Here is a 26,431-nt window from a genome sequence, read left to right on the forward strand (position 1 = left end):
TATTTTTGATTTTGCCGTTAACGCTGGGGTTTCCACGGCCATAAAACTGACTCAAGACGTGGCTGGTGTCACCACCGACGGCATTGTTGGCTCTATAACTTTAAAAGCCGTGAATAACATGGAAGAAAGTGTTTTTATTCGTGAATACGCCCTTAAAAAAATGGCAAGATACGCCAATATTGTGAACAATAATCCATCCCAAGCTAAGTTCTTGTTGGGGTGGATAAATCGTTCGTTAAAAGCAATCAGCTAACCGAACGTAAAAAAGCAGGCTGAAACCTAGGGGTTAAGCCTGCTTAATATTCACAATGCACTAAATGGCGAACAACCAACCCTGTTACATAATTTGATTGTCTTTCCACTCTGCAATTTTTTTCTGACGACTGGCTTCTCGGTCTAAACGGGCTTGCTTACGGTCACAGGGCTCCGGGCAATCACAGGCCTTTTCAATGCCCAACGCCCCTAATCCACCACAGCTACCTGCGATAGATTTTTTTTGCACCAAGTAACCGATGCCCATGGCCAAAACCATGGCAAGAAAGAAAACGAATGCAAGAATAAAGGTAGACATAATAACCCCTTAGTTTTTAACAGTAACTGTCGCATTGAAACGAGGAGAAGCGTACTCTTCAAACCCATCGCTTGTACGGCGAATTAGAAATACGGCTAAATCTTCCTTCTCAGCCAGTTTTATAGCTTCATCCCAGCCCATAACAGTAAATGCTGTTGCCAGGCCATCGGCGGTCATAGAGGATGGGTGAACCACGGTTACAGAAACCAGATTATGGGTAATTGGGCTGCCCGTACGGGGATCGATTAAATGAGAATACCGTTTACCGTCGACTTCATAGTAATTGCGATAGTCACCGGACGTTGCAATGGCGTTCGTGCCCACTGACACAATTTTTTCCACCGCCCGTTCTGTGGTGATGGGCTTTTCAATGGCGATTAACCATTCTTCACCATTGCCCCGCTCACCTTTAACCCGCATCTCGCCACCAATTTCCACCAGATAGTTGCTAAGGCCATAGTCTTCCATGATAGTGGCTAGTTCGTCTACACCGTAGCCTTTGGCAATGGTGGATAAATCCACATATACCATAGGATGTGATTTTTTCAGTCCCTGTGGCGTCAGCGTCAACTTATCAAGCCCGACGTAAGGTCTAACTGCGTTGATCTGTGCTTCATCAGGCACTTTTTCAGGACGTTTATTCGGGCCAAACCCCCATAAATTGACCAAAGGGCCAACGGTAATATCTAATACACCATGACTAAGCTCCCCTAATCTCAGGGCTTCTTTTACTACGGTTGTGGTCTCTGGCGATAACGGATAAGGCTTGGTAAAACGATATTGATTAAATCTGGAAAGCTCAGACGTGGGGTCGTAGGTAGACATTAACTTGTTAATTTCTACCAAACGCTTATCCAAAGCCGCTTTTAATCCATCGATTTGCCCACGATCATCGACGACATATTTTACATTATAGGTCGTCCCCATGGTTTCACCATGAAGATGCACCACTTGCTTGCTTTCTTTGGCACATCCGGCGACAACAAATAAAACGAAAACCACCAGCGTTAAACGAAGATATTGCGTAATCACTTCAGTTCCTTACTATCAAAAAAGGGGGCATAGCCCCCTTTTCTCATTATATCTTTTCCTGATTAACCACCAAAGTCATCAAGCAGGATATTTTCATCTTCCACCCCAAGATCTTTGAGCATATTAATTACTGCTGCATTCATCATAGGTGGTCCACACATATAGAACTCACAGTCTTCAGGGGCTGGATGGTCTTTCAGGTAGTTCTCAAGCAGTACTTGGTGAATAAAACCTGTATACCCTTCCCAGTTGTCCTCTGGCTGTGGATCAGACAATGCCACATTCCATTCAAAATTCTCGTTCTCTGCGGCCAGTTCATCAAAATCTTCTACATAGAACATTTCGCGCAATGAACGGGCACCATACCAGAACGAAATCTTACGTTTAGTATGCAACCGACGAAGCTGATCGAAAATGTGTGAGCGCATGGGCGCCATACCAGCACCACCACCAACAAAGACCATTTCAGCGTCAGTATCTTTAGCGAAGAACTCACCAAAGGGACCTGAAATCGTGGCTTTATCACCTGGCTTAAGACTCCAGATATACGACGACATTTTACCCGCTGGTAAGCTAAGATTATTCGGTGGCGGCGTAGCAATACGCACGTTCAGCATAATAATCCCTTCTTCTTCAGGGTAATTCGCCATGGAATAAGCACGGATGGTTTCTTCATCTACTTTCGATTCGATATCAAAGAAGCCGAAGCGTTCCCAATCAGGGCGATACTCTTCTGGAATATCAAAATCTTTATATTTTACGTGATGAGGTGGCGCCTCAATCTGAATATAACCACCGGCACGGAAAGGTACACTTTCGTCGTTAGGGATTTTCAGTTTCAGTTCTTTAATAAACGTGGCTTTGTTGTCATTAGAAATGACTTCACAATCCCACTTTTTAATACCAAAGATTTCTTCATCCAATTCGATTTCCATGTCTTGTTTCACAGAAACTTGACAGGAAAGTCGGCACCCCTTACGGGCTTCACCCTTAGTGATATGGTCCAGTTCAGTAGGCAATATTTCACCACCACCGGATTTCACTTCAACGCGACACTGACCACAAGAACCACCGCCACCACAGGCAGACGAGACGAAAATGCCATTATCTGCTAATGCGCCAAGCAATTTACCACCTGGAGACGTTTTGATGGCCTTTTCAGGATCACCGTTAATTAAGATAGTAACATCACCACTTGGCACCAATTTCGACTTGGCGAACATGATGATGAATACCAACGCCAGAACGATGGCAATGAACATGCCAACGCCAAGGAAAATTTCTACATTCATTTATATGCTCCCGAGCTCAATTAAAGCTGAATACCAGTGAAAGACTGGAAGCCAAGGGCCATCAGTCCTGCGATCATAAACACAGAACCTAAACCACGTACGCCATCAGGCATATCAGCATATTTAAGCTTTTCACGCACTGCCGCCAGTAAAACAATGGCCAGTGCCCAACCCATACCGCTACCGACACCATAAACGATGCTTTCGCCAAAGTTGTATTCGCGTTGTACAGCAAAGGCAACACCACCAAAGATGGCACAGTTCACTGTAATTAAGGGTAAGAAGATACCCAGCGCGTTATACAAAGCAGGGAAGAACTTATCCAAGCTCATTTCCAAAATCTGAACCAATGCCGCGATAACGCCGATAAAGGTTAAGTAATTTAGGAAGCTAAGATCCGCATCAGGGAAACCTGCCCAAGCTAAAGCGCCAGGAGCAAGAATGTTGACATAGATAACTTGGTTAGCCGGTACTGAGATACCCAGTACAACAATTACCGCCACACCAAGACCCATGGCTGTTTTAATTTTTTTAGACACAGCGAGAAAGGTACACATACCTAAAAAGAGGGACAGTGCCATGTTCTCGACAAAAATCGAACGAACGAATAAAGACAGATAATGTTCCATGAATTACTCCTTAGGTTCGATTTGTTCGGGACGGAAGGTACGAAGAACCCATACCACGCCACCAATCAGGAAGAATGAACTAAACGGTAGAATCAATAACCCGTTACCCTGATACCAGCCACCGTTTTGCACTAAGGGCAAAATCTCAAAGCCTAAAATCGTACCAAAACCAAACAACTCTTTAATTGTACCGATACAAATCAGGATAAAAGAGTAACCCAAACCATTACCGATACCGTCTAAAAAGCTCATCAAAGGCGGGCTTTTCATGGCGTAGGCTTCCGCCCGTCCCATCACGATACAGTTAGTAATGATCAAGCCAACGAACACCGAAAGCTGCTTCGATATTTCGTAGGAATAGGCTTTTAGAATTTGGTCAACAACGATTACCAACGAAGCGATAATCGTCATTTGAATAATAATCCGCACACTTGACGGAATCTGATTCCGTATCAGTGAAATAAACAGATTAGAAAAGGCGACAACACTGGTCAGAGCCAGTGACATTACCAGTGCTGTTTCCAGCTTGGTGGTAATCGCCAGTGCAGAACAAATACCCAATACCTGCAAAGCGATAGGGTTGTTGTCCAAAATGGGTCCAAAAAGGACCTTTTTCATTTCTTTAGTGTCAGCCACGATAAGTCCCCTTTATGAACGCCATGCTTGTTTCTTAAGGAAAGGACCGAAGCCCTGCTCACCGACCCAATACTGAATGGTGTTTTGGACACCTGTACTGGTCAGGGTTGCCCCGGAAAGTGCATCTACCGCATACTCAGAATTTGCATTTTTCTTAACCTGAATAGCAACTTCACCGTCTTTATACAGTTTCTTGCCATCCCATTTCTTCTGCCATTCTGGGTTCTGTACTTCACCACCGAGTCCAGGCGTTTCACTTTGTTGATAATAGATCAGCTCTCTAACAGTCTGACCATCAGCATCTACGGCTAGGAAACCATACATTAAGTCCCATAAGCCGCTTCCGTGTACAGGCAAGACTAAGCGAGAGACCTCGCCATTATCACCGTGAACCAGATAAATAGTGGCAACATTCGGACGACGCTGGAAGCCAACATTACTGTTAACCACTTGCGTGCTGCTCTCTTTTTCCTTCGCGGCTTTGTACATGTCATAATCAGCTTCTGGCGCTTCAGTAAATGTACCGGAATCTAAATCAACATAGCGAACTTCAACAGACTCTTTAAACGTCTGCTCTACATCTGCGTTACTCATACCGGTTTCGTATAAACCAGCTGCAGTAAGGATGTTTGTTTGCTTATCTAATTTTGCGTTAGTTTGCTGCAGTTCACGTAAACCTACTGCCGAGCCCGACACAATAATTGAACAAACCAAACAAACGGCGACAACAACGCCAACGGTTTTTCCTAGTGATTCTTTCTTAGCCGACACGAGCTACCCTCCGCTTGATATTGCTTTGTGCGACGAAATAGTCGAACAGTGGCGCCCAAAGGTTGGTAAATAGGATTGCCAACATTACACCTTCTGGGAAGGCCGGGTTAAGGACGCGAATCAGAACTGTCATAAAGCCAATGAATATACCGTATGCCCATTTACCTTGATTAGTAAACGACGCTGAAACGGGATCCGTAGCCATGAAGAACATACCAAATGCCAAACCACCTACAACAAAGTGCCAATGTGCAGGCATTGCAAACATGGGGTTGGTATCGCTGCCAATGACATTGAGCAAGGTAGCAAAGAAGACCACACCAATGGCCACACCTGCCACAATTCGCCAACTGGCAATGCGCATATACATTATAAATAGACCACCGATCATAATAGCCAATGCTGATACTTCACCCGCGGAACCGGAAATCGTTCCGATGAAGCTACTCAGCCACTGATCCATATTACTGTAATCAAGGTTGCCTGAAGCCGCTTGGCTTAATGATGTTGCCCCTGAGAAACCATCTGCAGCAACCCATACCTGGTCACCTGTGATCTGCGCAGGATAAGCAAAGTACAAGAAAGCCCGGCCAGATAGCGCAGGGTTTAAGAAGTTACGGCCCGTACCACCAAAGACTTCTTTGGCAATCACGACACCGAAAGTAATACCTAATGCAACCTGCCACAATGGAATAGTAGCCGGTAACGTAAGGGCAAATAATACTGAGGTAACAAAGAAACCTTCGTTAACTTCGTGCTTACGCACAGAGGCAAACAGGACTTCCCAGAAACCGCCCACAACAAAGGTTGTGGCATAAATAGGTAACCAGAAACAAGCGCCGTAGAAAAACAGCCCTAATCCACCCGCATTGGCTAGATCACCGCCAAACGCCGCAAAAATAGCCGCTTGCCAGGCATCAGGTACAGTGGCACCAGTTGCTAACGCATCCTGAGCTTGTAACCCAATGTTATACATACCAAAAAACATTGCTGGAAACGTTGCCAGCCACACCATGATCATGATGCGTTTTAGATCGATACTATCCCGAACGTGAGTATTGGCTTTATTCACCGTTCCCGGTGTATAAAAAATGGTGGCCGCCGCTTCATAAAGTGCATACCACTTTTCATATTTCCCGCCCGGTTCGAAATTTGGTTCAATTTTTTCCAAATACGCTTTCAAACCCATGACTTAACCCTCTTTCTCAATGGTGTTTAAACAACTGCGCAGAATCGGACCATAGTTATATTTGCCGGGGCATACATAGGTACACAGCGCCAAATCTTCCTCGTCTAATTCCAAACATCCCATTGCCTGAGCACTGTCAGTGTCACCGGAAATCAGATCACGCAATAACAGTGTGGGTAAGATGTCCAGCGGCATAATCCGTTCATAGTTGCCGATTGGCACCATTGAACGCTCAGAGCCGTTGGTGGTTGTCGTCATTTCAAACTCTTTACTACCCAAATGGCCTAAATAAGCACGGGTTACAGAGTGTTTGTCAGATCCTGGGGTTAACCAACCAAATAAGGTTTTTTCACGCCCTTCTCTTACTGCAGAAATTTGCAGATGATAACGGCCAAGGAAACCATGCACACCTTTCGCGGTTGTTCCATAGAGCACCGAACCGCTAATGACCCGAACATCACCATCAGTGAGCTCACCTTTGGTCAATTCAGCAATATCAGCACCTAAACAAGTACGAATAAGGCGGGGGTTTTTAACCGATGGGCCAGCTAATGCCACAACGCGCTGAGTAGCAAGTTCACCACTAACTACTGTTGCACCGAAGGCCATGACATCTTGATAGTTGATATACCAAACCGTCTTGTTCAAACCCACAGGATCAAGGTGATGTATATGCGTACCCGGCAAACCTGCTGGATGGGGACCAGCAAACTCAGCCACGTCAACATTGGCATCACCGGTGGCAATATTTGCCCCTGCAGCTTTACAAACGTAGACCTTACCGCCACTTAATTGGCTTAGGACTTTCAAACCTGCGACAAAATCGTCACTCCGTTCTGCAATAATCGCTGCAGGATCGGCAGCCAGTGGATTTGTGTCCATGGCAGTAACAAAAATTGAATGCGGTGTTGAACCTAAGGCGGGTACTTTGCTGAACGGACGGGTGCGTAACGCAGTCCATAGTCCTGAGTCAACAAGTAACGTTTGCAATTGTTCTTGAGATGCGTTGACTATCTGGTCTGCGGCAATTTTTTCAAAGGTAACAGCGTCGTTACCTTCTACTTTCACTACTACAGATTGAAGAACACGTTTAGCACCACGGTTAACTTCTACCACTTCGCCAGCTGCCGGAGCAGTGAATTGAACGCCCGGATTCTTTTTGTCTGCAAAAAGAACCTGGCCTTTCTTCACTTTGTCACCAACTTGAACGTGCATGGTAGGCCGCATGCCTACATATTCTTCTCCCAGAATGGCAACGCGCGAAACAGCAGCTCCGTCGGAGATTTGCTGTAGCGGCGCTCCCTTAATAGGGAGGTCGAGACCTTTCTTGATTTTTATCATACGTAATCGCACTACTCTAATAGAAGAACCCTTATGCATGACTGCAGCAACCGCTGCCTGCATGCAGAAGCGCTCTTTTATAATCAGGTTTAAAACCCGAATGTATTGAATTTCCCTTGCAGCGTCCCTACAAGCTCATTGAGGAGTTCGTAACGAAAACGTGCCAAGAATATAATTATTGTATTTTGCCGACGCGCTCGCCAAGCTTTTCTAAGCTTGTACATAATGCGTACTTGAAGCCAGTGTGGGAAGCAAAGAGAAAACACCCCTGACTTAACTACGGGATTTTAGCATTATTGCACAAGGTTAAGCTACGCAAATAATGGATTATCCACAAATTTTGTTAATAGTTAATATTCGCCGAGCATTATACCGATAAAGAGGCAAAAGCGAAAATGGACTTAAAATACGGTGAAGCCGTCTCTTCCATCCCCGTTCAAATCGCCACAAATACACATAATGTAGCGATAAAAATACATCCCATTTATTTTCGGCGACGCATTTTAACACATCTTTTTTGTCTTCGCGGGATGACTTGTCGCGTAAAACCCGTTTACAAACGCAAAGAAGCCGTCAATCAGACGGCTTCTTTATCGTTAAGTAACAAAATTACCAGGAAACCATAGGATCCACATCGGCATCATAATCAACACCTTCGAGGCCGAATCCAAACAGTTTTAAGAATTCGTAGTTATAACCTGCGTAATCGCTAAGTTCATGGAAGTTTTCCTGAGTCACCTGATCCCACAGCGCTTTAATTTTGGCCTGGGTGGCTTCGTTGGTTTCTTTTCCATCCATACGATAACGATTCATATCATCTAAGGTGGGCTCATCGCCGTATAGACAGGTATGGTACAAACCCAATATTTGTTCGATACAGCCTTCGTGGGTCCCTTCTTCTTTCATGACTTTATAAATCAACGAAATATACAAAGGCATCACTGGAATCGCAGAACTTGCTTGGGTCACCAGCGCTTTTAGCGACGACACATGGGCATCAACCCGCAGATCACTGTGTTTGTGGATAATAGCCGCAGCCGCGCGATCTAAATCTTCTTTCGCTTTACCAATGGTCGCTTGCCCATAAATCGGCCAGGTGAGTTCTTTACCTATATAAGTATAAGCGGTGGTTTTGCATTCTTCGGCTAATACCCCGGCTTCGGCTAGGGCATCTAACCAGCGTTCCCAATCTTCGCCGCCCATGACTTTAATGGTGTCGGCAATTTCTTTATCGGTGGCCGGTTCTAATGTGACATCGTGAACTTTATCTTTATCGGTGTCATAGGTTTTGGTGGTATAAGCCTGCCCCACCGGTTTTAACGTAGAGCGATAAGTTTCGCCAGTAACCGGATCGGTGCGACGGGGAGAAGCCAAACTATAGATCACCAGGTCTATTTCACCTAGATCCTGTTTGATTTGCGCGATAACCTCTTCTTTTATCTCATCGGAGAAAGCATCTCCATTAATGGTTTTCGCATAAAGATCGTTCTTTTCTGCTTGCTGATGAAATGCCGCAGTATTATACCAACCAGCGGTGGCGGTCTTACGCTCTGTGGGCGCTTTTTCAAAACAGACACCCAAGGTCTTCGCACCATAACCAAACGCCGACGTTATACGTGACGCTAAGCCATATCCTGTAGAACAACCAATAACCAGCACATTTTTAGGCCCTTCTCCTAATTCGCCTTGTGAGCGAATATAGTCAATTTGTTCAGCTACTGAAGCTGCGCAACCTACAGGGTGGGAATTTGTACAGATGAAGCCTCTGACTTTAGGCTTGATAACCATAGTATTTGTTCCTTTATAAATAAGGCCGGTATTGTAATCGTGTGCGAAGGGATAACAACTCTGAACAGATGTTCCCTCGGAATAAAAAACGGTGACATGAACGTCACCGTGGGTTTTTCTAACCTAAAATATCCAACAATTCAACATCGAATATCAAGGTCGTATAAGGGGCAATAGTGCCGCCAGCGCCTTGTTCACCGTAGGCCAGTTCATACGGCACATACAGTTTCCACTTAGAACCAACAGGCATAAGTTGAAGTGCTTCGGTCCAACCACGGATCACGCCATTGACTGGGAATTCGGCTGGCTGACCACGTTTATATGAACTATCAAATACAGAACCGTCGATCAACGTACCGTGATAATGTACTCGTACTGTGCTGTCAGCAGCAGGCTTCGCCCCCTCCCCAGCTTCAATCACTTCGTATTGCAGACCGCTTTCTGTCACTGTGACATCATCGCGCTCGGCATTTTTCGTTAGAAAGGCGTTACCTTCTTCAATGACGGCTTTGCTTTCTGCTTCTTTTTCGGCTTGCATACGCTGATGAATCTCACCAAATGCATTACGCAGCGTATCGGTGTCTACCTGTGATGCCTCACCGCCAAACGCATCGCGGATGCCTTCAACGACGGCATCTATGGAGAGGCCCTCAAACGGGTTGGATTTTAGTTGCTCTCCCATTTGGAAACCAACTCCATAACTTGCTTGCGTTTCTACGCTGGAAAATTTGTCTGTCACATTGACTCCTGAAAGTAAATTACAAGATTTGTTTAGTTTTTAGTCAAAAATAGCCTCTCTGACAAGGTCAAATTTAACTTGCCACGAAGTGTATCATATTGCCCGCGAAGTTGCTCAGGGCGTGAGATCCATCAATATTGCACTGGTATGGCTAGTAAATTTATACCTCAAAGTGGTTAGACAATATTATTCAGAATGAAGTATGGTTAGAGGCATATAAAATAGGAGGAAGCTATGCAATCACACTATGATGCTGAGCTGCGAGACACAGTTCGGTACTTAGGAACCGTTCTTGGGGAAACCATTAAAGCCGAATTAGGCCAGGAATGGTTAGACCGTATCGAGAAAATCAGAAAAGACGGTCGTTCGTCCTATCAGGGCGATGCTTCTTGCAGTGAAGAACTGAAAGAAATTTTCAAACAACTCACTGATGCAGACCTACTCACTGTCGGCCGGGCATTCGCTCAATTTCTTACGCTTGGCAATATTGCAGAGCAGGAATACAACAGTGCCATGAGTGTTGATGCCTCTATGGATGCCTTGTTTACCCACTTAGACAAAGCAAAACTGACACAAGACAATGTGCAAAAAGCCGTATCAAAACTAAACATTGATTTAGTACTCACGGCGCACCCCACTGAAGTGACTCGACGTACATTGATCCACAAGCAGAAAGAGCTTGCTCAGTGCTTACAGGAAATCCATCAGGAGAGTTTAGACTCGATTGAACGACGCCGCATTGAAACACGTATTGCCGATCTGATCAGTCAATCATGGCATACTGAGGAGATTCGTTCGGTACGCCCAACGCCCGTGGATGAAGCACGCTGGGGCTTCTCTGTCATCGAAAATTCGTTATGGGATGCGGTACCTGACTTTCTCCGTGAATTAGATGAACGATTGAAAGAAGATTACAACATTGGCCTGCCCCTAGATGCGGCGCCAGTGCAATTTAGCTCCTGGATGGGCGGCGACCGCGACGGCAACCCTTTTGTTACCGCAAAAGTCACAGAACAAGTATTACTGTTAGCCCGCAAACGGGCTGCAAAGCTTTTCGCCTCAGATTTAGATCGTTTGCAAGTCGAGCTATCCATGTTTGATTGCAGCCAGTCATTACGAGATGTTGTCGGTAATGATGCCAACGAACCTTACCGTGCATTACTACGCCCTCTGGTCAAACGCTGTGGCATCACCCGAGATGGTATTACGGATTATCTGGCCGGGAAAAAGGTCGACCAGTCTGACTGGATCTGCTCCAATGATGAACTACTTGAACCCCTGATGATGTGTTATGAGTCTTTGGTTGAGTGTGGCATGAGCATCACGGCCAATGGCATGCTGCTTGATACCATTCGCCGAGTAAGATGTTTTGGGGTCCACCTATTACGTTTGGATATACGTCAGGATTCAGAGCGTCATGCCGACGTATTCAGTGAAATCACCCGTTACCTCGGTGTAGGCGATTACGCCCAGTGGAATGAAGCCGATAAACAAGCCTTTTTACTCCGTGAATTAAGCTCAAAACGCCCTCTTTTCCCTACGCATTGGGAAGCCTCCGATGACGTCAACGAAGTACTTGAAACCTGTAAAACCATTGCGCAACACAGCAAAGAAGGTTTCGGGATCTACATCATCTCCATGGCCAGTGAGCCATCAGATGTACTGGCGGTACAATTGCTTTTAAAAGAAGCGGGCGTGGACTGGCCTATGCCGGTAGCGCCGCTGTTTGAAACGCTGGATGATTTAAACAACTCTCCCACGGTGATGCGTAAATTGCTGTCCATTGACTGGTACAGAGGCTATACCAAAGGCCGTCAATACGTCATGATCGGTTACTCTGATTCAGCAAAAGATGCCGGCGCACTGGCCGCAGGCTGGGCCCAATATGAGTCACAGGAAGCCTTGGTCAAAGTGGCGAATGAATTCGATACCACATTAACACTCTTCCATGGTCGCGGTGGTACCATTGGCCGCGGAGGCTTACCTGCCCATGCAGCCATTCACTCTCAACCACCAGGCTCTCTTGACGGCGGCTTCCGGGTGACAGAGCAAGGGGAAACCATCCGTTATAAGTTTGGTATGCCTAAGCTGGCTAAACAAAGCCTGGGGATTTACGCATCGGCCATCATTGAAGCCGTGCTGTTCCCGCCCCCAGAGCCTAAACCCCAATGGCGTGAATTAATCATCCAGATGGCGGCTGCCGGGCGTGACAACTACCGTAAAACCGTGCGTCATGATGAAGATTTTGTGCCCTATTTCCGCGTAGCGACCCCCGAGCAAGAACTCGGAAAACTGCCACTGGGAAGTCGGCCATCAAAACGTAAACCTCAAGGCGGTATTGAAAGCCTTCGCGCAATTCCCTGGATATTTGCCTGGGCACAAACCCGCCTGGTGCTGCCCTCTTGGTTAGGTGTAATGCGTGCCATTGATAGCGTCAAAAACCAAAGCGATCCGGCGGTAGTGGAAGAAATGTTCGCTGAATGGCCATTTTATCGCTCGCGCTTATCTATGTTGGATATGGTTTTCCACAAATCCGACCCCCGTATCAGTGAAGCGTACGATGAACGCCTTGTACCAGACGAGCTAAAGCACTTTGGTGATGCATTGCGTGAAGAATTATCAGAAAGTATCGATTCTTTACTGGCGCTTACCGGTCAAAAGAGCATCATGGATAAAGACCCTCACGGTAAGGAATCCATGAATATCCGCGCCGGTTATCTACAGCCCTTACATTATCTGCAAATCGAATTACTGGATCGTATCCGAAAAGCCGGTGATGATGTGCACAACTCTGTACTGGAACGGGCTATGATGGTCACCATCGCAGGTATTGCTATCGGTATGCGAAATACCGGTTAAGAGACTTTTCACGCAGGCTCTAAATTCAGAGCCTGCGTTTGTTTTATCCTATCAATGACCCCTTTCCCTTCGTTATTCTATTTTCTCTTTTTATCTCGGCCTTCATTGCCATAATCGATAAAGATCACCCCTATTGGCCGCCAAGACGCCCGTTTTTACCTGTATATTCGTTATACTAGTGATTATCATGGTAAAATCCCCAACAGCCCTTCTAAAAAAGAATAATTACTATTATCATGTGCCCTCATTATTTTAGTCTTCCCTTTTACGTGAGTTGTGCATGAGATTATCGATAGGTAGCGCCCGTCAATGGCATTGGATTTCTGCGGCCATATGTTTAGCCGGTATGCTCATGTTCGCCATTACAGGGATCACCCTGAATCACGCTACCGATATTACTGTTCAGCCCCAGGTTCGTAATATGGAAACTACGGTGCCACCATCAATTCTCGCCACTATCACAGCATTGCCTGAAGGCAATACACAGCTCCCTGTGGCACTCACCCAATGGCTAAAGGATGAAAAGGCTATTTCTCCGCCGTCAAATAAACAAGGGGAATGGGATGGCGTTGAATTGTATCTTTCCTGGCCCGGTCCAGGTCAGGATCATTGGCTCGCCATTGATACTCAGATGGGAGAATTGGTTTATGAAGGTGTTGATAGAGGCTGGATCGCGTATTTTAACGATTTACATAAAGGCCGAAATACCGGCACCATTTGGAAGTGGTTTATTGATATATTTTCTGCCGTGGTGATCATATTTACGGTCACCGGATTACAACTTCTCATTAAGCAAGCCCCCCATAAATCGTCTACCTGGCCCGTTACGGCATTAAGCCTGCTGATCCCTGTATTCATTATGCTCGTTTTTATTCACTAAGTCGGATCTATTGCTGTGACCGAATCTCAACGCTTGCTGTTCGCTGTCGCCCTTACTGTCATTTATGTCATTTGGGTAGCTATACTGCTGTGGCGACACTACCGTCCGAAATTATCAAAAACAGCCATCGATCAAAGTACGTTTCTAATTGCCTACGCCAGTCAATCCGGCAATGCCCGCGCGTTAGCTGAGCAATACGCCAACGATAAAGCGGGCGAATACCCGGTACTGTTAACACGGTTATCCGATTTATCCCTTAGCGAGCTTACCCACATCAAACGCGCCCTGTTTGTTGTTAGTACCTACGGTCATGGCGAACCACCGGATAATGGCCGTTCATTTTACCGCAGTTTGCAAAACCCCAAAAATGCCAGCTTGTCATTGCAAAATCTCACATTTGATGTGGTTGCCCTCGGTGACAGTCATTATCCCCACTTCTGTGCTTTTGGCGAACAGCTGTATCAATTACTTGAAAAACACGGTGCAACGGCGGGTGCAGCCCTTACCCGGCTGGATCATGCCAAAGGAGAAACAGGCAAAAGTGCCGTTTTCTTTGCCACAGGAACATCGAACAATTTTATTTTAGACAATCGTACCCAATTAAATAAAACCTCCGAAACCCCGCTGTTCGAACTTTCTTTTTTCAGTGACCGGATGTCATGGGAAGCGGGGGATATTCTCGATATATTACCAGCAAACAGCGAACTGGAAGTTACCCGCTGGTTGCACAACCACAATATTAGCCCCGATTTAGAATTTGACTTTGAAAATCAAGCCTGGACTGCCAAGCGCTGGCTTACCTATCGGCAGCTTAATTCACCGCAAACCGACACATCGCCGGTGGCTAGCTTAACGGCCCTTCCCCTTAACGCAACTCGCAGTTATACCATTGCGTCGATACCTGAAGAAAAACAGCTAAAGCTGATTGTTCGTCAGCACAAACTGGATAACGGTAAACTGGGATTAGGCTCTGGCTGGCTAACGCACTATGTGACTGTCGCAGAGCAAGTCAAAGGAAAAATAAAACCTAACCCCGCCTGCCACATTCCTGCGCTGACTTCGCCATTGTTGCTTATTGGCGCCGGAAGCGGTTTGGCCGGCATACGTGCACAGCTGAGCAAATTCACTCAACCTGCTTTAGCCATTAAGCCAAGCCGTATTTGGCTACTCTATGGCGAGCGTTATCCAGACAAAGACGATGTTCTTGAACAAACCTTAGATACCCCGATTAAATCCAGCACAATTCGGGTGGATAAGGTTTTCTCTCGCTGTCCTAATCAGCCCCAATACGTGCAAGACAAGCTCGTGCAATCGGCAAAGGACGTAAAAGCCTTAGTCGACGCTGGAGGGCAAATTTATGTATGCGGCAGTTATGAAGGAATGGGAGAAGGCGTACATGGCGCGCTATTAGCTATCCTGGGTGAAGAAAAAGTACAATTTCTCATCGATACGCAACGTTATCATCGCGACATTTACTAGCGAACATAAGTACAAATACAAAAAAGCCGGCTTATAAAAAGCCGGCTTTTGATTCAATAGACTTCGCTTAACCGTTTACGAACTCAACACCAATTTTGATGTCGCCACGTAAACCTTCCAGCATGTCATCTTTTGCTTTCTGTTCGAAGGCGCTTAGGTCACCGTAAGGCAGAATTTCTTCTACACCATTTGGTCCTAAACGAACAGGGTGAGAGAAGAAGGCAGCATCATCGCTGTCGTCAGTTTGTACGTAAGTGTACTCAACCACATTCTCACCTTGCATCGCTGCAACTAAAGACAGACAGAAACGGGCAGCCGCTTGTCCCATAGAAAGGGTTGCAGAACCGCCACCGGCTTTAGCTTCAACCACTTCGGTACCTGCATTTTGAATGCGAGTTGTCAGGCTAGCCACTTCGTCATCGGTGAAAGACACACCTTCAACCTGTGATAACAGAGGCAGGATCGTTGTACCAGAGTGACCACCGATAACAGGAACGTGAACACTAGCAACGTCCAGTCCTTTTAAATCAGCAACAAAGGTTTCTGCACGAATAACGTCAAGGGTTGTTACACCGAACAATTTGTTCTTATCGTAAACCCCTTTTGCTTTCAGTGTTTCAGCTGCAATAGCAACCGTGGTATTTACTGGGTTAGTAATTACACCGATACAAGCAGAAGGACAATGATCAGCCACACCTTCGATAAGGGCTTTCACAATACCTGCGTTGATATTGAACAAGTCTGAACGATCCATACCAGGCTTGCGAGGTACACCCGCCGGGATCAGAACTACGTCACAACCTGTCAGTGCTCCGCCCAAGTCATCTTTACCATGACCGGTAACTTTCACCGCTGTGGGTATGTGGCTCAGGTCTACTGCAACACCTGGAACAACGGGCGCAACATCGTACAATGCCAATTCAGAACCAGCAGGCAATTGTGTTTTCAACAACAATGACAACGCTTGACCAATACCACCGGCAGCACCTAACACGGCTACTTTCATACCATTTCTCCTATGGATATTTACTTGTCAAATAAACGGAGCGTCACACTAAAACAACGCTCGGCAAAACTCAATGGCCCAATCCTCATCTTATGTGAATATCGGGCATTCACTGAAAAATTATGCAATATCATGAATTAATATGCACTAACATTGCTTAAGCGAGTGGGCTACGGCACAATATTAGCGTAAGTCTTTACTAACACCAATTACGACAGGAAATTATGGCCAATTTAAAACAAGAAAAATTGATCAAAGCCTTTAAAGAAATCCTAAAAGCGGAAAGCTTCGGTTCTCAAGGTGAAATTGTAGAAGCGCTAAAATCTCAGGCTTTTGACAATATCAGCCAGTCAAAAGTGTCTCGCATGCTCAGTAAGTTTGGCGCAGTACGCACACGAAACGCTCGCGGCGATATGGTTTATTGCCTACCACCTGAACTAGGAATGCCTACGGCAAAAAGCCCACTAAAACAACTTGTCCTAGACATTGTACACAATAATGTGATGGTTATCATAAGAACCAGCCCTGGCGCAGCACAACTTATCGCAAGATTACTGGATTCATTGAGTCAAAAAGATGGCGTATTAGGCACCATCGCCGGGGACGATACCATATTTATTGCACCGGCTGATGTCACGCACATTGAAGAATTAAGACAACGTGTTGAAGATTTATTCGAAAATGTTTAATTTCTATCAAAAATCAAATTTTATAATAATTAAAAATCGCCCAATTAAATTTAAAAAAGCACAAAAAAAAGCCGCCATATAAAATATGGCGGCTAAAACTAAATCGTACCAAGGAGATACAAATTAGAAACACACGCTGCTAATCTAGCAAATTAACTTTAAGGTTTGTGAAAACTAACGTAAAGTTAGTGCAAACTTCCTCTAAACCTGCATCATACCCTGCGCTCTACTCTCCCTCACACACCACTATACATCTTTAACTTTAAGGAAAAGCTTTTTACATTTATTCAAAATAAATATAGATTTTAAAAAAACAACATCGCGAACAAAAAACAAACAACCCAAAACCCATTCACTGTAAATAGTTCCTATAGCAATGTAATTTTTCGGTAAATACGGCTTAATTCGTGCAAATTTCAATAAATGTAAATTGCCAAACATCCCGATGAAGTGCTTAATTCCCCCGACCGGATACATCCGTAAAAAATAAATACAACAAACGAAGATGAATTTTTTATTTAATATCACCTTCAAGACAGGGGACTCTAATGTTTAAGAACAAACGACTTAGTTTGGCAGTAAAACGCAGTATGTTACTTGCGGGTACCGCAAGTATGCTAACCACACCTCTAGCCTTTGCACAAAGCGCTGATGAGGAAGAAGCTGCACCAATTGAAAAAATCGAAGTAACAGGTTCACGTATTAAGCGTACCGATTTAGAATCGGTATCCCCGGTTACGGTAATCACTGCAGAATCTATCGAGTTATCCGGTGATACGTCCGTAGCAGAAGTATTACGTAATTCTTCTATCAACACCTTTGGTTCCTACCGTGGCCAATCAGGTTATGGCTCTGGTGCATCGGCATCCAGCGAAGTTAACCTGCGTGGTTTAGGCTCTGGTGCCACCTTGGTACTTTTAGATGGCAGACGCTTACCGGGTTTAGGCTATGACGGTGGTTCATCGTCAGATATGTCCATGATCCCTATGTCTATCGTAGAGCGCATTGAAATATTACGCGACGGTGCATCGGCCATCTATGGTTCAGATGCGGTGGCAGGTGTAATTAACATCATCACCAAAAAAAGCTTTGATGGTGTGGAATTAGGCTATACCTTTGAAGATCCAGGTGTAGACGGCGGTGATTCTAACCGATATAACTTTGCAGCAGGTTTAACCAACGATAAAGGCAGCATTGTCTTCGTTGCCGAACATGAAAATACCCAGGAAGTCACCGATGCCGCTGTGGTGGGTGAAGATGTTGGCTATTCTACTTACAGCCCCGTTGCTAACTTCTATGATAGCGACACCGACAGTTACTATTACAACAGTGACCTTTGTGAAGACATCGATGATACAGTAGATACCGGTGATCGCTGTGGTTATTACTATGGTAACTCCACCTGGTTATATGGGGCCACTGAGAAAAACTCCATCATGACCAAGATTCAGTATACCCTTGCTGATAACCTGGAATTTATCTCTCGCTTCTCTGCCACCCAAACTACCACGGATTCCCGATATGCGGCGACGCCGGTATCCACATCTACCCTGACCATTGATGCCGATAACGCCATGAACCCCTATGGCACCGACGGTACCGTATATTTCCGAACCACAAGTTTGGGCAACCGTGATGCCACCACTGAAAAAACCAATTTTGAAATCGTCGCAGGTTTGGAAGGTTACTTTACCTTGGCCGACTCTGACTGGGATTGGCAACTTTACTATCAGCGCACTACGTCAAAAGAAGAAGTATTCAACTACAACCTGGTTAACGATACGGTGGTTCAGGACTTAATAGACAGCGAAGAACTGGATTTGTTCAATGTTCAGGGCTTAAGTACTGAAGACTGGATTGAATATAACTCAGATTTGCTGGAAGAAGCAGAACATACCGGTATTTATCAATCTGACCAATTACGGGATATTATCGACGGCAATATTTCTGGCCAGGTATTCCAAAACAACTTTATGACAGTAAGCGCGGTATTTGGTGCTGAGTATTCTAACTTAGACTTTACCCAAATGTCTGATCCGGAATCGGCCTTAGGCATTATATCTGGTGGTTCTGGCGGTGATGACGTATATGCCACCCGTGAGCGTCAATCCTATTACACTGAGTGGGCCATTGAGCTTCCTGCAGACGTAGAAGTGTCAGCGGCGTTACGTTACGACGGCTATGACCTTGAAGGGGACACCGGGGAAGAAATCTCCACGTCACACTTCTCTGACACAGTGCCTAAATTAGGGGTAACCTGGCGTCCAACGGATGATATGTTATTACGCGTCAGCTGGGGTGAAGCTTTCCGTGCACCCACAATGAGCGAACTGTTCTCTACCATTTCGTACAGCTTTGAAAGTGCCTATGATACTTATTACTGCGATACCTTAGGTAATGCCTCAGCAGATACAAGTTATTGTTCGACGACTCAACAGCACCTCACGTATTACGGTGGTAACCCAGATCTTAAACCAGAGAACTCCACCTCATTAACCTTGGGCGTGGTCTATGATGTCACCGACAACTTCTCATTTGAAGTGTCTTATTACCAGTACGACTACGAAAATAAAATCGAAAGTATTGACGTTGACGATTTAATTGATCTTGATACCGATGGTAGCTCGTCAAATATTGAACGTGATGATGACGGTAAGATCGTATCTATCACTTCTGGTTATACTAACTACTCAGAAGTTACCACTAGCGGGCTAGATGTTTCAGCGGATTACCGTTTGCCTACGTCTATCGGTGAATTTGGTGCAAGCTTAGAATTCTCCCACGTATTTAGCTACGAAGAAGAAGGGACTGAATATGCAGGAGAGCTATTCTACCCAGACAACCGTGGTAACATCACCCTAGATTGGACCGACGGTGATAAATGGTCTGTTGCATGGCGTACCCTATTTATCGGTGCGAACGGTGACACTATGTATAGTTACTACGACTATGCTGATGATTACTTCAATCACAACATTACCGTGTCTTATCAGGTTAACGACAATATTCGTGTAACGGGCGGGATTTCTAACCTTACCGATGAAATGATCACCTACGATGACACCTACTTCCGTGGTTATGATGATACCTTGTACGATCCACTGGGCCGTACTATGTCATTTAAAGTACAAGCCAGCTTCTAAACCAAGCTAAGGTAATAGAACGTTAAAAGCCGTCAGGATTTCCCTGACGGCTTTTTTGTACATAGGGCGCAAGAACATACACTTTCTGGTAAATATGGGCGTCAGCGGCAGTACATTAAGAGAGTGGGATTTTCCTAGGCTGCTTTACTCTGTTTTGCCAGCCACGGCACTTGAATGATATTAGGAACAGAAGACCAAAATGTGCATCAGGCTATTCAACAGACACAAAAAAACCGCCGGTAAAGGGCGGTTTTTTTAATTAACCTAAGGATTAGAAGTTGTACTTCACACCGATACGGATTTGCCACAACGACTGTTCGTTGAAGTAACCGTTTTGGTTAGTATTATCATCATAAAACTCGTTGTAAGTGTAAGTACCGTCAGAGTTCAGGTCAGCCTGTAGTACAGGTGCTGATACGAATGGACCAATTTCTCTTACGCCCCAATCATCATTGAGGAAGTTACCCACGTTTTTCAACACAAAATAAGCTGTCGCTGAATGCCCTTCCATGAAACCAGGCAGTTGTTGATCAAGACGGAAGTCGAAACGGGTATACCAATCAGCGTTTTGCGAGTTACGCGCTACAATCTCACCGCGGGTCAAACCTTCACGATCAATGAAATCATTGAATGCTGCTTGGTCGAAACCATCCGCATAAGTTACGTTCGCATCATCCACTTCCGGAATGTACAGCAAGGCATTGTCAGTTCCGTATTGAGCTTCACCGATATTGATATCAGAGAAGGTGTACGAGAAAGGACGTCCTTTCTGACTAGAGCCGAATAATGAGAAGCTGGTTTTATAACCGTCTATGAATTCAGTTGAGTAACGCAGGTTTAACGTGAAACGATGCGGAACTTCGTAATTAGACGTCGCAATACCTGGGTTTAACGGATCAGATGAGGCGAAGTTCGTGAAGTTAGAATAAGCCACAGAACTTGCCATTGGCGTCACATCTTTCGAACGGTTATACGCATAACCTACGCTTGCATCCAAGCCGAAATCATAGCTTTTCTGAACCGCGAAGGAAATCGTCGTTGAACTACCATCCTTCTCTGCGTTCGTCAGCACCAGGTCACTCTTAAGGTAATGACGATATACCGCATCACCTTCATCGTCTTCACCCACTTGAATGTAATCATAGATAGGACGACCATCCGCTGCATAGGTTACGTTTTCTGTATCCCAGCCCACGTTGATGATTTGTGCGCTATCTTGCTTTTTATTGTGCAAGATATCTGCTTGGAATACATAGTCGTCATCCGTTACCCAAGTAAAGCCTAAATTAAACTTCCATTCACTTGGAATATCAAAGTCAGGATGAACCGCGTTGGTAGATGGTTCTTCACCCAATGCAGGATCCGCATCAGCCACCTCATCGTACATTTCCTGAAGCGGGGAATAAATTAAGCTGCCACCATTAACTAAAGGAACCGTCGTACCGGCGTCATCAAATAAATAGAAGTCGCTGCGGTAAGTATCGATGTTAGTAATACCGTCGTTAGAGAAGGAATTAGACAGCCATACGTTGGGGTTACCGCCTGAGTACAGACCGACACCACCGCGTAATTCCATGTTGTCATTCAACACATAGTTGAAACCAACACGAGGCTGCAATAAGTCAATACCATCGAAGGTGGTGGTATTGTCATAGCCATAACGCTCATCAAATACCGAATTGTACTTAGGCTTATCGTCACTGGTGTACTTGTCGTAACGAAGACCAAAGAGTAACGTCAGGTCATCGATAACCCATTCATCCTGAATGTAAAGGGTATGGGTATCGTAGCTAAAACGCTGCGCAGCGTCAGAAGGATTGTTAGTACCGGCAGAGTTATTGTAGTAAATGTCATCGGCCAAACCGTTTTCAAAATCATCTATGGTATTGAAACGGTATTCACCAATGGTATGTTGCATGAACAGGTTATACGCTTCTAAGGTTTCCCACTCGTAACCCGCAGTAATCGTGTGGTTATCAAGATAGTAAGTACCAGCAAACTTGGCAGTCGTGCTGTTCCAGTCCATTTCGTTAGATTGACGAGAATCATCAGGGCCGATGTATACATCTGCGCCATTAACGTTATCAATACGCACTTCACCGAAGCCGCTGTCGGCATCCAGGGAGTTCTGACGGTTAGTCAGGCTAATATGGCCTAAACGAATTTCAGTAGAAAAACGGTCTGTCCAATCAGAGTATAAGGACGCCACCGTAGAATTCAGCTTAGCACCCACTTCGTAGAAGTGACTGCTTAAAGACAGAGCGGTAGAATAGTCGTCTGATTGGTCGATACGGAAACCATCATTGTAGTTATAAACCAGTGATGCACGGTGATCGTCATTGATGTTCCAGTCTAATTTAACTAAAACCTTTTCATCTTCAACAGGCATTGAACCTGGCATACCACCAATATCATAGTCATATACAGTAGATGCGATTTCACGGATACGTTCAAGATCAGCATCAGAAACCTGGTTACCGTATGGGCCGTAGTTAAAGATTTGCGCACCTTCTAATTTTTCATAGGCACCAAAGAAGAAAAGCTTGTCTTTAATCAGTGGTAAACCAACGTTTACACCGTAACGTTTTTCGGTAAAGTTGCCGGTATCAACATCGCTGCCTTCAATTTCATCACCCATTAAGGAATCGCTAGTGAAATCGTAGAATACGCCGCCGTGAACTTCGTTAGTACCGGATTTGGTCACCGCGTTGATGTTACAGGCAGTAAAGCCCCCGTACTGAACATCGAAAGGCGCTAATTCCACGGCAACCTGATCAATGGCATCAAACGAGAAAGGCATGCGAACTGTGGGGTAACCGTTTTGGTTAAGACCAAAACTGTCGTTCATTCTAACGCCATCTACGGTCAATGCACTAAAACGTGGGTTACCACCGCCACAAATAATCGCTTCTTCGCCATCGCTTTCTGAAATACTGATACGTGGGTCAACACGCACAATATCTTTTAAATCACGGTTAGCAGACGGGGCAGACTGGATATCGTCAAGATTAAACGTCGTCGCTGGGCTTCGTTGACCGAACACATCGGCTCCCATCTGAGATGCCGTCACCTGAATACGCTCGATACTGGATTCGTCGGTTAACGCCAGATTCAATACCGTAGGCTCCCCCAACTGAAGGAACAAATCGCTGATGGTTTTATCGTCAAAGGAATCAGAATCAATTTCCATTCTGTATGGACCACCAACACGCAGACCTTGCAAGCTGAACTGACCGGCGTTATTCACCGTAACAACTTTTTTGGATCCTGTGGGGACGTGAGTGATGGTAATTGTCGTGCCGGCAGCAGGGGAACCCTGTGGACCGACGATACTGCCTTTAATAGCAGAGGAGGTTTCCTGGGCGAAAGCTGCAGTCGACAGACCAGCAGCCACAGCCACCGCTAACGCAACGCGGCTAAGCTTAGACTTGTTAAACATGTGTGTGTTTCCCTATCGTTTTTAAAATAATCCTGAACGTTGGCTAATTATTGTTGTCCAATCATTCCAGGAGAATGTCACTTTGGCGCGATTCTGAGCATATTATATTACACTAATGTGACAGTGACCTTTATTTAATCTCAAAATGTACGCTTTTTAATCTTTGCGTAATAACTGGCGTTCTACCAATTACCACTTGAGTCCTTCACTAGGCCAAAAAATTATCCATACTATTGCAGCAGGTAACCGTCTCTTTCGTTATGAAAAAGAAAGAGACCAGCCACCAGAATGGTGGCCGGAATATAATCTGCCGTCAGATACCTATATAAAGGCATAAAACGGTTTTCAGTGAACATTATTATAATTGTTAAAAGTGGTTCACTGCATTTTGCGATTCTGACCGAGGAAAAGCCATGCACTTTGGAGGTTTGGCTTTTCCTCAGATCACAATCAACAAACGGTAGCATCATCAAAACAGAAAAAATATGGTGCTACCGACTTTAACTGATAACCACTGACATTGTTGATAAGTATTGTTTCAGCTTAATGACAGTACGATCATTTCATAGAAATATAACGCATTGACTTAACTGATATTTTTATTTTTTACCAGAACATTTGGTCTGGTTATTGGTATCAATACTCTCGTCAAGTATCTGCGGTTAACAGTAGTTCAATTCAACGCTTAATTCTTATGGATAACCACCGTTTATTGCAATTCAGGATCATTAATTTAATTTTACTATTTTTCATACACTTAACTTCTTAAAATAAACTTACCTATTGCAATAAATAAGCTTAACTGGTGAAATCCCATGAACAAATAAGACTACGAACTATTAATTCATTGGTCACCTTGCGAATACCCAACTCATTTAGACTACCAATTGTGGTGCTAATAGGCTTCAGCTGCCTGATTGTCGGTTTTTATCAAAAATACGAGAAAATCGCAGCCATAGAGCCGCAAACGGCCCAGGTATTAACCTGTCCTGCTCCCCTGTCTTCAAACACAGATAACTTCGATGTGTATCTCACCGAGCCTTCTTTTGCCCAATTAGCCCGTAAAGAGTTTTGTATTAACCCGGTAATCAAGCGTCAGTTTGGCAATGTGAAGATCACGATAGGACAAAGTGATTATGATACCTTCCGGTATATCAACCACGGAGTCAGTGATTTGGCCCTAGTAAAGAACAATGTGGTCAATGCCTTTGGTGCCAGTGAGATATATGGCTATGAAGAAATAGCCACTCACCCTGATTACAACGCTTATTTTATTGCTTTAAAGGAAAAACCCGAACTCAGCAAAGAGTATTTGTTAGGCAAACGCATTGGTATTCTCGACTATCCGAGCAGTCGTTCAGGACATATTGTGCCTAAAACGGTTTTAAAATCTTTAGGGCTAAATGAAAACAATATCAAACTGCAATACTACAACTCCCATCAAGAGCTGCGTCGTGTATTGTTGGCAGGTGAAGTGGATATGATCGCCTCTTATTGGGATAAAAATGATTCCAATATCTTGTCGAAAAGCTACATCACCGCCTTGGAAAACGGCGTCAGTGGTACGCGATGGTATTTAAAAATGCCCACCCGCAATACTGATCTTCGCTGTGCTGTTCAACAGGTTGTGGTTAGTATGTCCGCTTCCCAGACCAATAAATATTATCAGCAAATCGAGCTAAAGGACCCGTGTATCGATGCAACGATTGAGTGAATTGACAGCGCCGCAGTGGCTCAAAGCAGCCCTCATCGCACTCTTATTGTTCGGTCTGTTCCAATCGATGGTAGGAGCAGGGCAAATTATGGCGACCTATTTTAAGCGCCATACCGCACTGGATTATATTGAACAGCGTATTAGCCTGGATATGGCCTTTTTAGATGTGGGTAATCAAACCTTAAATACGCCGGTAAACGAAGCGGCGGTAGCCCAGTATATCAATCGGTTTAATACCACTTTATCCAACCGTCACTACCCCATTTCCATTCATTCTATACAAGATGTAGCCGCTTATGAGCCTCCCCCCGCGTATGTGGTTGAATCAACGATACAGTTACAAACGGCCGAACAACAAATTCGTATTGTTGTGGGCATGCTACCTTTACAGTCTGGCCTTAGCCTTCATCCCTTGGCCATACTCGCGGCACTCTTGTTAACACCGTTAATGTTTGAGTTGCGTTTAAAAAGTGCGCGTAGAAAAGCCGAAGAAACAACCGCAATACAGCCGCCTGAGCCTAAGTTAGTCATTGATATGACAACAAAATCCATTGGCAATGGTGTCGACTCCACAATGGTCACAATGCAAAATAAACCCTTTTGTTTTTATGCGGCCTTGGTACGTTTTTGCATTGAAAATCCAGAAGCCACCTTGCCTCAAAATAAAGATGTGCCTCAACCCCTAATTATACTAGCAAATCGCGTATTTTTGCGGTTAATCGAATTGGGGCATACAAAACGCAAGAAACCGGATTTTAACGCCAACTTAGATAAAACCCTAAGTGAAATACGGGCAACCCTTGATGAGGTTTTTAGTCACTACCCGAAAGAAAAAGAGAAATTTTACCCCCCTAGAGCACAAGGCGAAGGGTCTCGTTCAAAACAACATTCTTATGCGCTTCCTCCTCTTAAAGACGAGGATATTGTGATACTCGGCAAATAGAAGCGCGGTAACACTTCGTAAATATCGTGAATTATAGATTGATTCGCGAGGGGCAAATGCGTATCTTTGAAAGAGGAAAATCAGCCCTTTCAGAGTTATGCAGTCGCCATTAATAATAGCCATATCCGGAGCATCAGGCTCTGGCAAGTCACTTTTCACTGAAAATCTACTTAATGCATTCAGTGTACAAGGCCGTCAAGTTCAGATCTTACGAGAAGATCATTACTATCGTGCGCAGGACCATCTGCCCATGGAAGCCAGGGAAAAAAACAATTACGATCATCCCAATGC

The 26,431-nt window shown here is 44.8% G+C and carries 20 protein-coding genes and 1 pseudogene; 9 read left to right on the plus strand and 12 right to left on the minus strand.

What is annotated here, in order from left to right; translation table 11 throughout:
• The coding region (locus V5298_RS05855; RefSeq protein WP_332930538.1) for a putative peptidoglycan-binding domain-containing protein at window positions 1–253 on the plus strand (253 nt) is incomplete at its 5' end.
• 84 nt (window positions 254–337) lie between these two features.
• Here the strand turns inward: V5298_RS05855 and nqrM are convergent.
• The 10 genes from nqrM to V5298_RS05905 form a co-directional block, all read right to left on the minus strand.
• The gene (nqrM, locus tag V5298_RS05860) at window positions 338–571 is read right to left on the minus strand and encodes a (Na+)-NQR maturation NqrM (RefSeq protein WP_332930539.1); all 234 of its coding nucleotides are present in this window, start codon (window positions 569–571) and stop codon (window positions 338–340) included.
• A gap of 9 nt (window positions 572–580) precedes the next feature.
• The gene (locus tag V5298_RS05865) at window positions 581–1,603 is read right to left on the minus strand and encodes an FAD:protein FMN transferase (RefSeq protein ID WP_416351152.1); all 1,023 of its coding nucleotides are present in this window, start codon (window positions 1,601–1,603) and stop codon (window positions 581–583) included.
• A 62-nt stretch (window positions 1,604–1,665) separates the two neighbouring features.
• Window positions 1,666–2,895, minus strand: a complete 1,230-nt coding sequence (gene nqrF / locus V5298_RS05870; RefSeq protein ID WP_332930540.1) for an NADH:ubiquinone reductase (Na(+)-transporting) subunit F — start codon at window positions 2,893–2,895, stop codon at window positions 1,666–1,668.
• A 20-nt stretch (window positions 2,896–2,915) separates the two neighbouring features.
• Complete coding sequence (nqrE, locus tag V5298_RS05875; RefSeq protein ID WP_332930541.1) at window positions 2,916–3,524, minus strand: NADH:ubiquinone reductase (Na(+)-transporting) subunit E; 609 nt, start codon at window positions 3,522–3,524, stop codon at window positions 2,916–2,918.
• Between the two features lie 3 nt (window positions 3,525–3,527).
• Window positions 3,528–4,160, minus strand: coding sequence for an NADH:ubiquinone reductase (Na(+)-transporting) subunit D (locus V5298_RS05880; RefSeq protein ID WP_332930542.1), 633 nt, complete (start codon window positions 4,158–4,160; stop codon window positions 3,528–3,530).
• 12 nt (window positions 4,161–4,172) lie between these two features.
• Complete coding sequence (locus V5298_RS05885; protein WP_332930543.1) at window positions 4,173–4,931, minus strand: Na(+)-translocating NADH-quinone reductase subunit C; 759 nt, start codon at window positions 4,929–4,931, stop codon at window positions 4,173–4,175.
• Window positions 4,921–6,120 carry an NADH:ubiquinone reductase (Na(+)-transporting) subunit B gene (locus V5298_RS05890; protein WP_332930544.1) on the minus strand — a complete coding sequence of 400 codons (1,200 nt, stop codon included), beginning with the start codon at window positions 6,118–6,120 and terminating at the stop codon, window positions 4,921–4,923. The genes V5298_RS05885 and V5298_RS05890 overlap by 11 nt, the downstream gene beginning before the upstream one ends.
• Before the next feature lie 3 nt (window positions 6,121–6,123).
• Window positions 6,124–7,461, minus strand: a complete 1,338-nt coding sequence (locus V5298_RS05895; protein ID WP_332930585.1) for a Na(+)-translocating NADH-quinone reductase subunit A — start codon at window positions 7,459–7,461, stop codon at window positions 6,124–6,126.
• 609 nt (window positions 7,462–8,070) lie between these two features.
• Window positions 8,071–9,249 carry an enoyl-ACP reductase FabV gene (gene fabV, locus V5298_RS05900; RefSeq protein WP_332930545.1) on the minus strand — a complete coding sequence of 393 codons (1,179 nt, stop codon included), beginning with the start codon at window positions 9,247–9,249 and terminating at the stop codon, window positions 8,071–8,073.
• 118 nt (window positions 9,250–9,367) lie between these two features.
• Window positions 9,368–9,988, minus strand: coding sequence for an FKBP-type peptidyl-prolyl cis-trans isomerase (locus tag V5298_RS05905; RefSeq protein ID WP_332930546.1), 621 nt, complete (start codon window positions 9,986–9,988; stop codon window positions 9,368–9,370).
• A 234-nt stretch (window positions 9,989–10,222) separates the two neighbouring features.
• Here V5298_RS05905 and ppc point away from each other — a divergent pair, with 234 nt between their 5' ends.
• The 3 genes from ppc (at window position 10,223) to V5298_RS05920 (ending at window position 15,206) form a co-directional block, all read left to right on the plus strand.
• Complete coding sequence (ppc, locus tag V5298_RS05910; RefSeq protein ID WP_332930547.1) at window positions 10,223–12,847, plus strand: phosphoenolpyruvate carboxylase; 2,625 nt, start codon at window positions 10,223–10,225, stop codon at window positions 12,845–12,847.
• 280 nt (window positions 12,848–13,127) lie between these two features.
• Window positions 13,128–13,727 (plus strand): PepSY-associated TM helix domain-containing protein, encoded by a 600-nt coding sequence (locus V5298_RS05915; protein ID WP_332930548.1) that lies wholly within the window; start codon window positions 13,128–13,130, stop codon window positions 13,725–13,727.
• Between the two features lie 15 nt (window positions 13,728–13,742).
• Window positions 13,743–15,206, plus strand: a complete 1,464-nt coding sequence (locus tag V5298_RS05920) for a flavodoxin domain-containing protein (RefSeq protein WP_332930549.1) — start codon at window positions 13,743–13,745, stop codon at window positions 15,204–15,206.
• A 67-nt stretch (window positions 15,207–15,273) separates the two neighbouring features.
• Here the strand turns inward: V5298_RS05920 and mdh are convergent, their stop codons facing one another.
• Window positions 15,274–16,212 carry a malate dehydrogenase gene (gene mdh / locus V5298_RS05925; protein WP_332930550.1) on the minus strand — a complete coding sequence of 313 codons (939 nt, stop codon included), beginning with the start codon at window positions 16,210–16,212 and terminating at the stop codon, window positions 15,274–15,276.
• 224 nt (window positions 16,213–16,436) lie between these two features.
• Here mdh and argR point away from each other — a divergent pair, with 224 nt between their 5' ends.
• Together argR and V5298_RS05935 are read left to right on the plus strand one after the other, a co-directional pair.
• A complete protein-coding gene (argR, locus tag V5298_RS05930; RefSeq protein WP_332930551.1) occupies window positions 16,437–16,901 on the plus strand; it encodes a transcriptional regulator ArgR in 465 nt (154 codons plus the stop codon).
• Window positions 16,902–17,449: 548 nt separating this feature from the next.
• Window positions 17,450–20,044: a TonB-dependent receptor gene (locus V5298_RS05935; protein WP_332930552.1), complete on the plus strand. Its 2,595-nt coding sequence runs from the start codon at window positions 17,450–17,452 to the stop codon at window positions 20,042–20,044.
• Between the two features lie 271 nt (window positions 20,045–20,315).
• Here the strand turns inward: V5298_RS05935 and V5298_RS05940 are convergent, their stop codons facing one another.
• Window positions 20,316–23,483: a TonB-dependent receptor gene (locus V5298_RS05940; RefSeq protein WP_332930553.1), complete on the minus strand. Its 3,168-nt coding sequence runs from the start codon at window positions 23,481–23,483 to the stop codon at window positions 20,316–20,318.
• A gap of 805 nt (window positions 23,484–24,288) precedes the next feature.
• Between V5298_RS05940 and V5298_RS05945 the strand changes: the two genes are divergently transcribed.
• The 3 genes and pseudogenes from V5298_RS05945 to V5298_RS05955 all read left to right on the plus strand — a co-directional run.
• Window positions 24,289–25,197, plus strand: a complete 909-nt coding sequence (locus V5298_RS05945; protein ID WP_332930554.1) for a PhnD/SsuA/transferrin family substrate-binding protein — start codon at window positions 24,289–24,291, stop codon at window positions 25,195–25,197.
• The gene (locus V5298_RS05950; protein WP_332930555.1) at window positions 25,181–26,140 is read left to right on the plus strand and encodes a hypothetical protein; all 960 of its coding nucleotides are present in this window, start codon (window positions 25,181–25,183) and stop codon (window positions 26,138–26,140) included. Before V5298_RS05945 ends, V5298_RS05950 begins: the two co-directional genes overlap by 17 nt.
• 97 nt (window positions 26,141–26,237) lie before the next feature.
• Window positions 26,238–26,431 (plus strand): annotated as a pseudogene (locus tag V5298_RS05955) (uridine kinase); the annotation flags it as partial.

This window comes from Alteromonas sp. 14N.309.X.WAT.G.H12 (assembly GCF_036697315.1).
GTDB lineage: Bacteria > Pseudomonadota > Gammaproteobacteria > Enterobacterales > Alteromonadaceae > Alteromonas.